General features: G+C 70.0%; 17 protein-coding genes. 16 read left to right on the top strand and 1 reads right to left on the bottom strand.

What is annotated here, in order from left to right; all coding sequences use genetic code 11:
• Positions 1–20 precede the first annotated feature (20 nt).
• A complete protein-coding gene (gene prmC / locus FS825_RS09140; RefSeq protein WP_144712208.1) occupies positions 21–890 on the top strand; it encodes a peptide chain release factor N(5)-glutamine methyltransferase in 870 nt (289 codons plus the stop codon).
• Positions 891–1,132: 242 nt separating this feature from the next.
• Here prmC and FS825_RS09135 read toward each other — a convergent pair whose 3' ends face one another.
• Positions 1,133–1,786, bottom strand: a complete 654-nt coding sequence (locus FS825_RS09135) for an HAD family hydrolase (RefSeq protein ID WP_186377154.1) — start codon at positions 1,784–1,786, stop codon at positions 1,133–1,135.
• A 37-nt stretch (positions 1,787–1,823) separates the two neighbouring features.
• On the opposite strand from FS825_RS09135, the gene FS825_RS09130 reads away from it, so the two are divergent.
• The 15 genes from FS825_RS09130 to FS825_RS09060 all read left to right on the top strand — a co-directional run bounded on the left by FS825_RS09130 (position 1,824) and on the right by FS825_RS09060 (position 14,201).
• Positions 1,824–2,498, top strand: a complete 675-nt coding sequence (locus FS825_RS09130) for an L-threonylcarbamoyladenylate synthase (RefSeq protein ID WP_144712206.1) — start codon at positions 1,824–1,826, stop codon at positions 2,496–2,498.
• Positions 2,495–3,721: an MraY family glycosyltransferase gene (locus FS825_RS09125; RefSeq protein ID WP_144712205.1), complete on the top strand. Its 1,227-nt coding sequence runs from the start codon at positions 2,495–2,497 to the stop codon at positions 3,719–3,721. Before FS825_RS09130 ends, FS825_RS09125 begins: the two co-directional genes overlap by 4 nt.
• Positions 3,718–4,197 carry a hypothetical protein gene (locus FS825_RS09120; protein WP_144712204.1) on the top strand — a complete coding sequence of 160 codons (480 nt, stop codon included), beginning with the start codon at positions 3,718–3,720 and terminating at the stop codon, positions 4,195–4,197. Before FS825_RS09125 ends, FS825_RS09120 begins: the two co-directional genes overlap by 4 nt.
• A gap of 104 nt (positions 4,198–4,301) precedes the next feature.
• The gene (atpB, locus tag FS825_RS09115) at positions 4,302–5,162 is read left to right on the top strand and encodes a F0F1 ATP synthase subunit A (RefSeq protein ID WP_144712203.1); all 861 of its coding nucleotides are present in this window, start codon (positions 4,302–4,304) and stop codon (positions 5,160–5,162) included.
• A 68-nt stretch (positions 5,163–5,230) separates the two neighbouring features.
• Positions 5,231–5,467, top strand: a complete 237-nt coding sequence (gene atpE, locus FS825_RS09110) for an ATP synthase F0 subunit C (protein ID WP_070416292.1) — start codon at positions 5,231–5,233, stop codon at positions 5,465–5,467.
• Positions 5,468–5,476: 9 nt separating this feature from the next.
• Positions 5,477–6,040: a F0F1 ATP synthase subunit B gene (locus FS825_RS09105; RefSeq protein WP_144712202.1), complete on the top strand. Its 564-nt coding sequence runs from the start codon at positions 5,477–5,479 to the stop codon at positions 6,038–6,040.
• Between the two features lie 2 nt (positions 6,041–6,042).
• Positions 6,043–6,837 carry a F0F1 ATP synthase subunit delta gene (locus FS825_RS09100; protein WP_144712201.1) on the top strand — a complete coding sequence of 265 codons (795 nt, stop codon included), beginning with the start codon at positions 6,043–6,045 and terminating at the stop codon, positions 6,835–6,837.
• Between the two features lie 107 nt (positions 6,838–6,944).
• A complete protein-coding gene (gene atpA / locus FS825_RS09095) occupies positions 6,945–8,573 on the top strand; it encodes a F0F1 ATP synthase subunit alpha (protein WP_144712200.1) in 1,629 nt (542 codons plus the stop codon).
• The gene (locus tag FS825_RS09090) at positions 8,574–9,476 is read left to right on the top strand and encodes a F0F1 ATP synthase subunit gamma (protein ID WP_144712199.1); all 903 of its coding nucleotides are present in this window, start codon (positions 8,574–8,576) and stop codon (positions 9,474–9,476) included.
• Positions 9,477–9,522: 46 nt separating this feature from the next.
• A complete protein-coding gene (atpD, locus tag FS825_RS09085; protein WP_065959250.1) occupies positions 9,523–10,977 on the top strand; it encodes a F0F1 ATP synthase subunit beta in 1,455 nt (484 codons plus the stop codon).
• Position 10,978: 1 nt separating this feature from the next.
• On the top strand, positions 10,979–11,242 hold the full coding sequence (locus FS825_RS09080; RefSeq protein WP_022905458.1) for a F0F1 ATP synthase subunit epsilon: 264 nt from the start codon (positions 10,979–10,981) through the stop codon (positions 11,240–11,242).
• Complete coding sequence (locus FS825_RS09075) at positions 11,239–12,012, top strand: YaaA family protein (RefSeq protein ID WP_313960538.1); 774 nt, start codon at positions 11,239–11,241, stop codon at positions 12,010–12,012. Before FS825_RS09080 ends, FS825_RS09075 begins: the two co-directional genes overlap by 4 nt.
• A gap of 101 nt (positions 12,013–12,113) precedes the next feature.
• Positions 12,114–12,671, top strand: coding sequence for a hypothetical protein (locus FS825_RS09070; protein ID WP_144712197.1), 558 nt, complete (start codon positions 12,114–12,116; stop codon positions 12,669–12,671).
• A gap of 54 nt (positions 12,672–12,725) precedes the next feature.
• The gene (locus FS825_RS09065; RefSeq protein WP_186377153.1) at positions 12,726–13,376 is read left to right on the top strand and encodes an FHA domain-containing protein; all 651 of its coding nucleotides are present in this window, start codon (positions 12,726–12,728) and stop codon (positions 13,374–13,376) included.
• Between the two features lie 3 nt (positions 13,377–13,379).
• Positions 13,380–14,201 (top strand): PP2C family protein-serine/threonine phosphatase, encoded by an 822-nt coding sequence (locus tag FS825_RS09060; protein ID WP_260981099.1) that lies wholly within the window; start codon positions 13,380–13,382, stop codon positions 14,199–14,201.
• Positions 14,202–14,264: the final 63 nt, after the last annotated feature.

Raw genomic sequence — 14,264 nt, 5'->3', positions numbered from 1 at the left:
GCCTGGAGGCGCGGCTCGCCGTGGGTGGTGACGGAACGTTCGCTGCTGATCGCCTCCTGCGCGAGGCGGCCGCGGCGCTCGACGCTGCCGGCGTCGTCAGCCCGCAGGTCGACGCCGAGCTCCTGCTCGCCTGGGCGACCGACACGTCCCGCGGTGCCGTGCAGGCCCGTGCGCTGACCGGTGGCGCGATCGCGGCCGAGCACGTCGAGCGCTTCCGGCAGGCCGTCGCGCGCCGCATCACCCGCGAGCCCCTGCAGCACATCACGGGGGAGGCGCACTTCCGCTCCCTCACCCTGGCCGTCGGACCCGGCGTCTTCGTGCCCCGCCCCGAGACGGAGGGCGTGGTGCAGTTCGGCATCGACGCGCTCCGGGCGGTGGCGGTGCCGTCGCCGATCGCGGTCGACCTCGGTTCCGGCAGCGGTGCGATCGCGATCGCCATGGACACCGAGGTGCCGAACGCCGTGGTCCACGCGGTCGAGGCGTCGCCCGAAGCGCTGCCGTGGACCCGCCGCAACGTCGACGCGCACGGCGGGACGGTCCGACTCGTCGAGGGCGACCTCGCCGACGCGCTCCCCGAGCTGGACGGCACGGTGTCGGTCGTCGTGTCGAACCCGCCGTACGTGCCGGACGACGCGGTGCCGATCGACCCCGAGGTCCGCGACCACGACCCGGCGATGGCGCTGTACGGCGGTCCGGACGGCCTCGACGCGGTGCGGGCCCTCGCCGAGACCGCGTGGCGGTTGCTCGTGCCCGGGGGAGTCCTCGTCATCGAGCACGCCGAGTCGCAGGGCGCCGGCGTCCGGGAGGTCCTGGCGCGCCGGGGGTTCCGGACCCCGGAGACGCACCAGGACCTGACGGGACGCGACCGCACGACCACCGCGACCCGGTAGTCCCGGCCGCGCCGCGCCTCCCGTCCGGGGTCGCTGGATTGGGGGGGGGGGGGCGTACCTGGTCCTTTCGGGCGTACCCGGCGGTTCCATTCGACCCGGTACGCCCGGTTCCGCTCCCTACCGCGCGTGAGATGGGAAGGATCGTGCGGGGGCGCGGGACTGGAGGCGCGGTTCCGGGCGTACCTGGTCCTTCCGGGCGTACCCGGCGGTTCCATCCGACCCGGTACGCCCGGTTCCGCTCCCTACGCGGCGGGAGCCGCGGCGCGGTCCTGCGCCGCGACGAACGCGCGCACCTCGTCACGGAGGTCCGTGTCGTGCTCGACCAGCACCGCGTGGATGCCGACGCTCCTCGCACCCGCGATGTTCTCGGGCATGTCGTCGGCGAAGAACGTGCGCTCGGCCGGCACGCCGTGGTGCTCGAGCGCACGCTCGAAGACCTCGGGCTCGGGCTTGCGCGCGCCGAAGTTGCTCGACGTGTCGAGGTGCTCGCCGAACAGCGGCGGGAGCGACGGCGCCCACCGGTGGATCCAGCGGCCGGCGAGCGGACCGTTGTTCGTGAGGAGGCCGACCCGGCCGTGCTCGCTGGCGATCCGCACCGCCTCGATCCGTTCGGGCAGCTCGGTCATCGCGGACCCGCGGATCCGGGCCCACTCGGCCTCGGGGACGTCGCACCCCATCGCCTGCTCGAACGCGGCGAGGTACTCGTCGCCGTCGGCGAACCCGCCGGCCTCGGCCCGCTGCTCGTTCCCGCAGTCCCACCAGCGCCGACGGAGCTCCTCGAACTCGTGCCCGGTGAACTCGGAGAGGGCGGCCATCCGCACCTTCCAGTCGTAGCGGACCAGGACGTCGTCCATGTCGAAGAGGAACAGGAGCGGGGGCGCGGAGGTCTCGTTCACGATGTCCTCCATTGTGTCGCACTATCATCGTCGAGTCATGGCATCCCGATACGACTGCACCGACTCCGACGGGCTCCTGACCGGGATGCGGCTCGCACGAGCCGCCCTCGGGCGCGGAGAGCTCGTCGTCGTCCCCACCGACACCGTCTACGGCGTGGCCGCGGACGCCTTCAGCCAGGCCGCCGTCCAGCGCCTGCTCGACGCGAAGGGCCGGACGCGGCAGTCACCGCCGCCGGTGCTCATCCCCGGTCCGCCGACGCTCGAGGCGCTCGCGAGCGACATCCCGGAGCAGGTGCGCGACCTCGTCGACGAGTTCTGGCCCGGCGGCCTGACCGTCATCCTGCGTGCCCAGCCGTCCCTCGACTGGGACCTCGGCGAGACCCGCGGGACCGTCGCGCTCCGGATGCCGGACTCCCGGATCGCGCTCGAGCTGCTGCAGGAGGTCGGGCCGCTCGCGGTGTCCTCCGCGAACTCGACGGGTGACCCGGCCGCGATGGACGCCGACCAGGCCGAGGCGATGCTCGGTGACAGCGTCGCCGTGTACCTGGACGGCGGCCCGATCGAGGCGCACGAGGGGTTCGAGGCCTCCACCGGCTCGACGATCGTGGACGCCACCGGACTCTCCGACGGCGGGAAGCTCCTGATCGTCCGCCACGGCGTGATCTCGGACGACGAGATCGCCAGGGTCGTCGGAGCCGACCTCGTCGGATGAAGTACTACCTGCTCGCCGGGGCGATCGCCGCCGTGGTGAGCTTCTGCGTCAGCTGGATCGTGTGGAAGCTGGGGCTGAAGTACAAGTGGTACCCGAAGGTCCGGGAGCGCGACGTGCACCGCACGCCGACGCCCCGCCTCGGCGGCATCGCGATGTACCTCGGCGTCATCGTCTCGCTGCTGGCGGCGTGGTTCCTGTTCCCGTCGATCGCGGGGACCGACTACTTCCGGCTGGTGTTCTCCGAGCCGGGCCGGGTACTCGCCGTGCTCGGGGGAGCGACCATCATCGTCGTCCTCGGGGTCGCGGACGACATCTGGGACCTCGACTGGATGACGAAGCTCGCGGGGCAGATCATCGCCGCGGGGATCCTCGCGTGGCAGGGCGTGGCGATCGTGTCGCTGCCGATCGGCAACACGCTCGGCGTCGGCTCGTCGTACATGAGCCTCATCTTCACCGTGCTGGCGGTGGTGCTCGTGATGAACGCCGTGAACTTCATCGACGGGCTCGACGGGCTCGTGGCCGGCGTCGCGATCATCGCGGGCGGCGTGTTCTTCCTCTACACGTTCTTCATCAACCGCGTGGTCGTGCAGACCGAGTTCTTCTTCAACCTGCCGTCCCTGCTCACGGCGGTGCTCGTCGGGGCGTGCTTCGGCTTCCTCATCCTCAACTGGCACCCGGCGAAGCTCTTCATGGGGGACGCCGGAGCGCTGCTCGTCGGGTTCCTGATGGCGACGAGCGCCGTGTCCGTCACGGGCAACATCGACCCCGCCGCGGTGCAGACCCGCCAGGCGCTGCTGCCGGCGTTCATCCCGATCCTGCTGCCGTTCGCGATCCTCATCGTGCCGATCCTGGACTTCGGCCTGGCGGTCACCCGACGCCTGAGCGCCGGGAAGTCGCCGTTCTCGGCCGACCGGAAGCACCTGCACCACCGCCTGCTCGACATGGGGCACTCGCACTTCCACGCGGTGCTCATCTTCTACGCGTGGACCGCCACGGTCGCCGTCGGCTGCCTGCTGTTCCTCTTCGTGGACTGGTACTGGGTGGTCGTGTTCGTCGCGGTCGGCTTCACCGTCTGCGCCGTCGCGACCTTCGCCCCGCTCGGCCGTAAGCGCGCCGAGTTCGCCGCCCAGGCCGCCACTCGGTCCACCCCCGTGGTGGACGCCAGCCTCGACCCGCTCGACCGGGCCGCCAACGACCGCACCATCCCAGGAGACATCACGTGACCGCACCGAACGCGCTCGACCACGTCCGGCCGGTGTTCCGCCGCATCCTCGTCTGGGCGGCGCTGTTCGCCGTGGGGCTCGCCGTCGTCGGGGGCCTGGTCGGCCTGCTGGTCTCCGGCACGCCGGGCCTCGTCGCCGGTCTGCTCGGTGCGGTGCTCAGCGTCGTGTTCCTCGGGCTGACCGCGCTCTCGGTGCTCGTCGCCCTGCGGGTGTCGAAGGGGCAGATGATCTCCGGCGCGTTCTTCGGCATCGTGATGGGCACGTGGATCCTCAAGTTCATCCTGTTCCTGGTGGTGCTCCTCGCGCTCCGTGACCGGGACTGGGTGGACTTCCCGGTGCTGGCCGTCGTCATCATCGTGGGCGTCGTCGGCTCGCTCGTGATCGACGTGGTGGCCGTGGCCAAGGCGCGGATCCCGATCGGGGTGTCGCTGCGGGGGGACCCGGCGCAGTCTGAGAATCCGCCCACGCGGGACTGAGAGCCCGGGAAGGCTCCAGCACCTGATAGGCTTCTCGGAGTCCGCGTCCGGAGCAATGCTCGGAGCGGACGAGCCTCCACAACGTCCACCATCGCGTGCCTTGCGTGCGCGCGCCGACACAGGAGACAGCGCTGCTATCCCACGCTCTTCCCCTGTCCCTCACCGCTGCGGGTAACCCCGTCGCGGCGGGGAGCAGCCAGGCCGCCGAGTTCCATGGTCCGTCGATCAACGAGTTCTTCCCGGATGCGATCTTCTTCGCGGGGACGCCCTTCGAGATCGACCGACTCGTCATCATCCGGTTCATCGCCGTCGCGGTCCTGCTGCTGATCGGCATCATCGGGACCCGTTCGCTCAAGCTCGTTCCCGGCCGTGGCCAGGCGCTCATCGAGTACGCGTTCGACGTCGTCCGCCGGAACACCTTCGACAACCTGGGCGAGAAGGACGGCAAGCGGTTCCTCCCGCTCCTCGCCACGATCTTCTTCTCCGTGCTGTTCCTGAACCTGACGGGTCTCATCCCGGGGCTCAACCTGCAGGGCACCAGCCGCATCGCGTACCCGATGATCCTCGCGATCGTCGCCTACGTGGCCTTCATCTACGCGGGTCTGCGCAAGCACCCCGGCACCTTCCTCCGGAACTCGCTGTTCCCGCCCGGAGTGCCGTGGTACCTGTACATCATCGTGACGCCGATCGAGCTCGTCTCGACCTTCGTGCTCCGACCGGTGACGCTGACGCTGCGACTCCTGATGAACATGGTCGTCGGCCACCTGCTGCTCGTCCTGTTCTTCGCTGCCACGCAGTTCTTCTTCTTCGACGCCTCGCTCGGTTTCAAGGTGTTCGGAGTCGGGACGCTCGCGTTCGGCATCGCGTTCAGCTTCTTCGAGATCCTGGTCGCGCTGCTGCAGGCGTACGTCTTCATGCTGCTGACCGCTGTGTACATCCAGCTCGCGCTGGCTGACGAGCACTGACCAACGACCTGTACTGACCCCCAATACGGAACGGCACACCGCCGCACCGCATCCTGAAAGGAAAACACGTGGACGCAACGACCGTTCTCGCGGAGATCTCTGGCAACATCGCGACGGTGGGCTACGGCCTCGCGGCGATCGGCCCGGCCATCGGCGTGGGCATCGTCGTCGGCAAGACGATCGAGTCCGTCGCTCGCCAGCCGGAGCTCCAGGGCCGTCTGACGACGCTCATGTACATCGGTATCGCCTTCACCGAGGCCCTCGCCTTCATCGGTATCGCGACGTACTTCATCTTCACCAACTAAGGCCTCTCGATGCAGAACGCACTCATCATCGCGGCGGAGGAGACGCACAATCCCCTCGTACCGCCGCTGTACGACATCGTGTGGTCCGCGGTGGCGTTCGTCGTCATCCTGTTGGTCTTCTGGCGGGTCATCATCCCGCGGATCACGAAGATGCTCGACGAGCGCACCGAGGCCATCGAAGGTGGCATCAAGAAGGCCGAGGCTGCTCAGGAGCAGGCCGCGGCCGCGCTCGAGGAGTACAACAAGCAGCTCGCCGAGGCCCGCGCCGAGGCATCCCGCATCCGTGAGCAGGCTCGCTCCGACGCGAACGCGATCGGCAACGAGCTCCGCGAGCAGGCGCAGGCCGATGCCGCACGCATCACCGCCAACGCGCAGGCGCAGATCGAGGCCGAGCGTCAGAGCGCGGTCCAGTCGCTCCGGGCAGAGGTGGGCACCCTCGCCCTCGACCTCGCGTCCGGCGTGATCGGGGAGTCGCTCAAGGACGACGCGAAGTCGGCCGCGGTCGTGGACCGTTTCCTCGCTGACCTCGAGGCGTCGCAGGGTTCGTCGGCGACGCCGGCCGGGGAGCACTGAGCATGCGCAGTGCCACCAGGACCGCACTGACCTCCACGAGGGGGGTGCTCGCCGACCTCGGCGGTGCAGCCGACCTCGGGGTCGGTGTGGAGATCCTCGCCGCAGGGCGTGCGATCGCCGGTGCGCCGCAGCTGCTCGGTCTGCTGTCCGACCCGACGGCCGACCCGGCCGGCAAGAAGGTCGTCATCGACCGCGTCTTCGCCGGCCAGTCGGTCGCGACGCGTGCGGTCCTGACCGCGGTGGCCGGCTCGCGCTGGTCCTCCCACCAGGACCTCCTCGTCGGCATCGAGGACGCGGGCATCCGCGCGATCGCTGCCTCGGCCTCGTCGGACACCTCGATCGAAGCCGAGCTCTTCGCCTTCGAGACCGCCGTCCGTTCGGACGCCGACCTCGAACTCGCGCTCGGCACCAAGCTCGGGAGCCCGGCCGAGAAGACCGCGCTCGTCGAGCGGCTGCTCGCGGGCAAGGCCTCGGCGCAGACCATCGCGATCCTGTCGCACCTCGTGCAGCAGCCGCGCGGTCGTCGCATCGGTGAGCTCGTCCGCGACGCCTCGGGCATCGTGGCCGACGAGGCGGGCAAGCTCGTCGCGACCGTCATCACCGCCACCCCGCTCTCGGACGGTCAGGCGGCGCGCGTCGCTCGTGGCCTGTCCGCGAAGTACGGCAAGGACATCAGCATCAACCACGTGGTCGACCCCTCGGTCGTCGGCGGGGTCCGGGTGCAGATCGGCGGCGACGTCATCGACGGCACCGTCTCCACGCGTCTCTCGGAGCTGCGGCTCCAGCTCGCCGGCTGAGCGTACGGTCGAAGCCGCCCCTCCCAAGTCCACAACGGGAACTGCCGAGTCAGGCAGCATCACCCTCTCGGAGCCCACCAGCCCCGGAAACCAACAAGGAAAATCCCATGGCAGACATCACCATCAGCCCCGATGAGATCCGTGATGCCCTGAAGGACTTCGTCTCGAACTACGAGCCGACGAAGGCCTCCACGGCCGAGGTCGGGCACGTCACCGACGCGGGCGACGGCATCGCCCACGTCGAGGGCCTCCCCGGCGTCATGGCGAACGAGCTCATCCGCTTCGCGGACGGCACGCTCGGCCTCGCGCAGAACCTGGACGAAGACGAGATCGGCGCCATCGTGCTCGGCGAGTTCGCCGGCGTCGAAGAGGGCCAGGAAGTCACCCGCACCGGCGAGGTCCTCTCGGTCCCCGTCGGCGACGGCTTCCTCGGTCGCGTCGTCGACCCGCTCGGCGCCCCGATCGACGGTCTCGGCGAGATCGTCTCCGAAGGCCGTCGTGCCCTCGAGCTGCAGGCGCCCGGCGTCATGGCCCGCAAGTCGGTCCACGAGCCGCTCCAGACCGGCATCAAGGCCATCGACGCGATGATCCCCGTCGGCCGTGGTCAGCGTCAGCTGATCATCGGCGACCGCCAGACCGGCAAGACGGCCATCGCGATCGACACGATCATCAACCAGAAGGCCAACTGGGAGTCCGGCGACGAGGACAAGCAGGTCCGCTGCATCTACGTCGCGATCGGTCAGAAGGGCTCCACGATCGCCTCCGTCAAGGGTGCGCTCGAGGACGCCGGCGCGATGGAGTACACCACCATCGTCGCCGCTCCGGCCTCCGACCCGGCCGGCTTCAAGTACCTCGCCCCGTACACCGGCTCGGCCATCGGCCAGCACTGGATGTACGCCGGCAAGCACGTCCTGATCATCTTCGACGACCTGTCGAAGCAGGCCGAGGCCTACCGTGCGGTGTCGCTCCTCCTGCGTCGTCCGCCGGGGCGCGAGGCCTACCCGGGCGACGTCTTCTACCTGCACTCCCGTCTGCTGGAGCGTTGCGCGAAGCTGTCCGACGAGCTCGGCGCCGGCTCGATGACGGGTCTCCCGATCATCGAGACCAAGGCGAACGACGTCTCGGCGTACATCCCGACCAACGTGATCTCGATCACCGACGGCCAGATCTTCCTGCAGTCCGACCTCTTCAACGCGAACCAGCGTCCCGCGGTCGACGTGGGCATCTCGGTCTCGCGAGTGGGCGGCGACGCACAGGTCAAGTCGATCAAGAAGGTCTCCGGCACGCTCAAGCTCGAGCTCGCGCAGTACCGCTCGCTCGAGGCGTTCGCGATGTTCGCGTCCGACCTCGACCAGGCGTCGCGTCGCCAGCTCGACCGCGGTGCGCGTCTGACCGAGCTCCTCAAGCAGCCGCAGTACTCGCCGTACCCGGTGGAGGAGCAGGTCGTCTCGATCTGGGCCGGGACCAACGGCAAGCTCGACACGGTCCCCGTGTCCGACGTCCTGCGCTTCGAGTCGGAGCTGCTCGACCACCTGCGTCGCAACTCCGACGTCCTCACGACCCTGCGCGAGACGAACCAGCTCAGCGACGACACCGTCGCCGAGATGTCGAAGCAGATCGACGAGTTCACGAAGAGCTTCCAGACCGGCGACGGCAAGACGCTCGGGTCCGAGAACGTCGAAGCCGCCTCGGCTGACGACGTGGACCAGGAGCAGATCGTCAAGGGTCGTCGCTAGATGGCAGCGCAGGTCCGGGTCTACCGACAGCGGATCAAGTCGGCGAAGACCACGAAGAAGGTCACCCGCGCCATGGAGCTGATCTCCGCGTCGCGGATCCAGAAGGCGCAGGCCCGCATGGCCGCGTCGGGTCCGTACTCGCGGGCCGTGACGCGCGCGGTGTCGGCCGTGGCGACGTTCTCGAACGTCGACCACGTGCTGACCACCGAGCCGGAGTCCTCGACGCGGGCAGCCGTCGTGCTGTTCACGTCGGACCGCGGCCTGAACGGCGCGTTCAGCACGAACGTCCTCAAGCAGGGCGAGGAGCTCGCCTCCCTGCTCCGCAGCGAGGGCAAGGAAGTCGTGTTCTACCTGGTCGGGCGCAAGTCCGTCGGGTACTTCGCTTTCCGTGAGCGTGCGTCCGAGCAGCAGTGGGTCGGCAACACCGACCAGCCGGAGTTCTCGACGGCGAAGGCCATCGGGGACGCCGTCGTGGCGAAGTTCCTGCAGGACACCGCTGAGGGCGGCGTGGACGAGATCCACATCGTCTTCAACCGGTTCCTCAGCCTCGCCACGCAGGAGCCGCAGGTCGTCCGGCTGCTCCCGCTCGAGGTCGTCGACGGGGTCGAGGCTCCGTCGAACGACGAGCCGCTCCCGCTGTACGAGTTCGAGCCGGACGCCGACGCAGTGCTCGACGCACTGCTGCCGGTGTACATCGAGAGCCGCATCTTCAACGCCATGCTGCAGTCGGCTGCTTCCGAGCACGCCGCACGGCAGAAGGCGATGAAGGCTGCGAGCGACAACGCCGACTCGCTCATCCGCGACTTCACGCGTCTCGCGAACAACGCTCGACAGGCCGAGATCACCCAGCAGATCTCCGAGATCGTCGGCGGCGCCGACGCCCTCTCGTCGAAGAAGAAGTAGTCGTCCGCGCAGCTCGCGGACAGAACCCCTCAGGAAGGCACCAGCCATGACCGACACCGCCACCACCGCGGTCGAGACGTCGTCGGCGCCCGGTGTCGGACGGATCGCCCGTGTCACGGGTCCCGTCGTCGACATCGAGTTCCCGCACGACGCCATCCCCGAGATGTACAACCTCCTGTTCACGACCATCACCATCGGTGACTCGTCGCAGGAGATCGGCCTCGAGGTCGCACAGCACCTCGGCGACGACCTCGTCCGCGCCATCTCCCTGAAGCCGACCGACGGTCTGGTCCGTGGCCAGGAGGTCCGTGACTCGGGCGCTCCGATCTCGGTCCCCGTCGGCGACGTCACCAAGGGCAAGGTCTTCGACGTGCTGGGCAACGTGCTCAACACCGACGAGAAGCTCGAGATCACCGAGCGCTGGCCGATCCACCGCAAGGCCCCGGCCTTCGACCAGCTCGAGTCGAAGACCTCCATGTTCGAGACCGGCATCAAGTCGATCGACCTCCTCACCCCGTACGTGCAGGGTGGCAAGATCGGCCTCTTCGGTGGTGCGGGCGTCGGCAAGACCGTCCTCATCCAGGAGATGATCCAGCGCGTCGCGCAGGACCACGGCGGTGTGTCGGTGTTCGCCGGTGTCGGCGAGCGCACCCGTGAGGGCAACGACCTCATCGGTGAGATGGAAGAGGCGGGTGTCTTCGACAAGACGGCCCTCGTGTTCGGCCAGATGGACGAGCCGCCGGGGACGCGCCTCCGCGTGGCCCTGTCGGCGCTGACGATGGCGGAGTACTTCCGCGATGTCCAGAAGCAGGACGTGCTCCTCTTCATCGACAACATCTTCCGCTTCACGCAGGCCGGCTCCGAGGTCTCGACGCTGCTCGGTCGCATGCCGTCCGCGGTGGGCTACCAGCCGAACCTCGCCGACGAGATGGGTGTGCTCCAGGAGCGCATCACCTCGACGCGTGGTCACTCGATCACCTCGCTGCAGGCGATCTACGTGCCGGCCGACGACTACACCGACCCGGCGCCGGCGACCACGTTCGCGCACCTCGACGCCACCACGGAGCTGTCGCGTGAGATCGCGTCGCAGGGTCTGTACCCGGCGATCGACCCGCTGACGTCGACCTCGCGGATCATGGACCCCCGGTACCTGGGTGCTGACCACTACGAGACGGCCACGCGCGTCAAGCAGATCCTCCAGAAGAACAAGGAGCTGCAGGAGATCATCGCCATCCTCGGTGTCGACGAGCTCTCCGAAGAGGACAAGATCACGGTGGAGCGCGCACGTCGCATCCAGCAGTTCCTCTCGCAGAACACCTACATGGCCAAGAAGTTCACGGGCGTCGAGGGTTCGACCGTTCCGCTGAAGGACACCATCGAGTCCTTCCGTGCGATCGCGGACGGCGAGTTCGACCACGTGGCCACGCAGGCCTTCTTCAACGTCGGTGGCATCAACGACGTCGAAGAGAAGTGGGCGCAGATCCAGAAGGAGAACCGCTGACATGGCGGCACTCACCGTGAGCGTCGTCTCGGCCGACCGTGAGGTCTGGTCGGGCGACGCCACCATGGTCGTCGCACGCACGACCGAAGGCCAGATCGGCATCCTCGCGGGGCACGAGCCGCTGCTCGCGACCCTCGCGCAGGGTCAGGTCCGCATCACCCGGGCCGACGGCTCGACGGTGGCCGCGGATGCCGAAGACGGCTTCCTGTCGGTCGAGCACGACACGGTCACGATCGTGGCGCGCCAGGCCGCGCTGGCGTCCTGACCGGACTGACCGTCCTCCTCCCGCCTTCGGAGACGAAGCGGGAGGGCGGGGACACGGACCGCACGCTCGACCTGCGTGCGCTGTCGTTCCCGGAACTGTCCGACGAGCGGGCCGCGGTGATCACCGCGGCCCGCTCCGTCAGTTCCGAGGAGTCCTCGGCGCGGACGGCCCTGAAGCTCGGCCCGAAGTCGATCGCGGAGCGCTTCCGCAACCTCGCGCTCGACACGTCACCGACCTTGCCGGCGATCGACCGGTACACGGGGGTCCTCTACGACCCGCTCGCCACGCTCGGCGCGGACGCTGCGACCCGCGCGTGGTGGTTCGACCACGTGGTCGTCCAGTCCGCGATGTTCGGACCCATCCGCGGCGGTGACCGCATCCCCGCCTACCGTCTGTCGCACGACTCGCGACTCGGTTCGCCCCGGCTCGCATCGCACTGGCCCGCGGCGTCCGCCCGTGTCCTCGCGGCGCTGACGGCGGACGGCCTGGTGCTCGACCTGCGTTCCGAGGGGTACCGGCAGCTCGGTCCTGTTCCGGCCGCCGTCGTGCTGCGTGTGGTGAGCGTCGACGGATCCGGACGGCGGAAGGCGCTCAACCACTGGAACAAGACGGCGAAGGGTCGACTCGTCGGACTGCTCGCCCGCACGGGTGCCGAGGTGGACTCGATGCCCGAGCTGCTCGCTTGGGCAGCATCGCACGGCGTGGTGTTCGAGGAGCACGACGGCACGTGGGACCTCGTCGCGGAGAGTCTCGACCCCGTCGCCGTCTGACGACGGCGCTTCGTCCTCCACAGGAGCGACTGGTCGCCTCCGTTCCACAGATGGTGGCGTCGGCCCGGACTGGAGGCGCGGCGTGCGTTTCGATGTCGTGCATGATCCCCGTCACGACACGCCCCCGGCCAGACGCCCCAGTGCACTACCCGCGCGAGATCGCGGCAGCAGTCACCCTCCCCGCGGCCTGCAGCGCGCTCGTCGCCGCCGGCGACGAGCCGATGCCCAGGACGGCGTCGATCGCCGTGCTGACCGCCTGCGCCGCGCTCGCGACGCGGTTCGCCCTCATCGCGTTCCTCTCGGCTCGGGACTGCCCCGACCCCCGCGCGGTCGCCGCGTTCGATCCGTTCCTCGACCCGACGCCACCGGCGCTCCGTGGGCTCGGGCCGGAACCGGACCGCGCGCGGCTCCGCATCGCCGGGGACCGGTGCGCCGATGCCTGGCGGTGGTGGCGGACCGAGGACCCGTCGGCCGACACGGCGTCGGGCGCCGCCGGTGCCCTGGCGATCGCGTCGTGGTGCTCGTGGGCCCTCGGGTCGGTAGCCCGAGCCCAGACGCGGGCGCAGTACGCGCTCGAGGCCCGTGCCGACGACCCGCTCGCGGGCCTCGTGCTGCGGTCGGTCCGAGCGGGGACCGGCCCCGCGTGGGAGCGGCGGTGACGACCGGCGGACCGGATCGTCTACGGTGGTGTCGACCACGGTTGGAGGGCTCGGTTGCGCGACGACGACATCGACGACACCGTCGTCCGCCGTGCGCGCGCGCCGCGGGCCGCCGACCTCGCGGACCACGTCCTCGGTGACACGGTCATCCGTCCGGTGCCGCCCGACGCGTCGGCGTCGGAGGACACCCTCGTCCGGCCGACCGCCGCGCCGCGGGCGCTCCACGTTCCCGCCGACGACCCGGCGGTCAGCGCCCCCGCCCCGACGACCAGAGTGCCGTCGATCCGGGTCGGCGACCGCACCCTCCGTCTCGACCGCCCCGTGATCGTGGGCCGTCGCCCCGGCCTCCCGCGGATCGTGCAGGGGCCCACGCCGGAACTCGTGACCGTGCCCTCGCCGAGCGGTCAGGTGTCCTCGTCGCACGTGCTCCTCCACGCCGAGGGGGAAGCCGCAGTCGTGGACGACCTCCGGTCGACCAACGGCACGGTCGTCCGGCCGGCGGGTGCCGCGCCCTTCCGGATGCCCGCGGGCGCCTCGAACGTGGTGCTGACGGGTACGGTGGTCGAGATCGGCGACGGCAACGTGATCGAGATCCTCTCGCCGCACCTGCGGATCGCACCAGCGTCGGGAGACCTCCCACCCCGTCCCACGTGGCCGGCAGACCCGCCGACCGGCACGCCCCGAACCCCCAGAGAGCGACCCTGAAACGTGACCGAACTCGGCCGAGCAGCGACTGCGCACGCCATCGACGTCCCCGGTGCCGACGGCACCACCCTGACGCTGTCCTGGGGAGCGGCGACCGACGTCGGCCGCCGCCGCGACCACAACGAGGACAGCTACATCGTCGGTGCACCGTTCTTCGTCGTCGCCGACGGGATGGGCGGGCACCTCGCGGGTGACCGCGCGAGCGACGCGGTGGTCCGGCGGCTCGAGCAGGCGATCGAGAGCCCGTTCACCACCCGCCAGTCGATCCAGCGGGCGCTCCTGCTCGCCACCGCGGACATCGAGCGAGCCGCGGGCGGCAACGCGATCGGCGCCGGGACGACCGTCACCGGGATCGCGCTGGTCGCGTCGCTCGGGCAGCCGGCGGCCCTCGTGTTCAACGTCGGCGACTCCCGGACCTACCGGATCGAGGACGGCGTGCTCCGTCGCGTCACCGTCGACCACTCGGTGGTGCAGGAGATGGTCGACGCCGGCCTCCTCCGTGCCGAAGACGCCGAGCGGCACCCGGACAGCAACGTGATCACGCGTGCCGTGGGCTTCGGTGAGCCGCCGGAGCCGGACTGGTGGACCCTGCCGCTCCGTGCCGGGGACCGCTACATCATCTGCTCGGACGGCCTGACGAAGGAGCTGGGCGACGCCGGCATCGGACGGATCGCCGCGCGCGTGCCGTCGGCGCAGGGCCTCGCGGAGCGTCTCGTCGGCGACGCCGTGGTGGCCGGTGGACGCGACAACGTGACCGTCGTCGTGCTGCAGGTGGACGATGCTCCGGACGACGGCGACGCGGAGGACACGCTCCCACGCCACTGAGTGGCCCCCGAACTGGGGCGCCGACGGACTCCGGGGCAGGACCGCGGGCGGAATGTCGGTCAC

The sequence above is a fragment of the Curtobacterium pusillum genome, assembly GCF_007680845.1.
GTDB classification, from domain to species: Bacteria; Actinomycetota; Actinomycetes; order Actinomycetales; family Microbacteriaceae; genus Curtobacterium; species Curtobacterium pusillum_B.
Note: the sequence above shows the minus strand (reverse complement) of the source record. Positions and strands in the feature narration are given on the sequence as shown.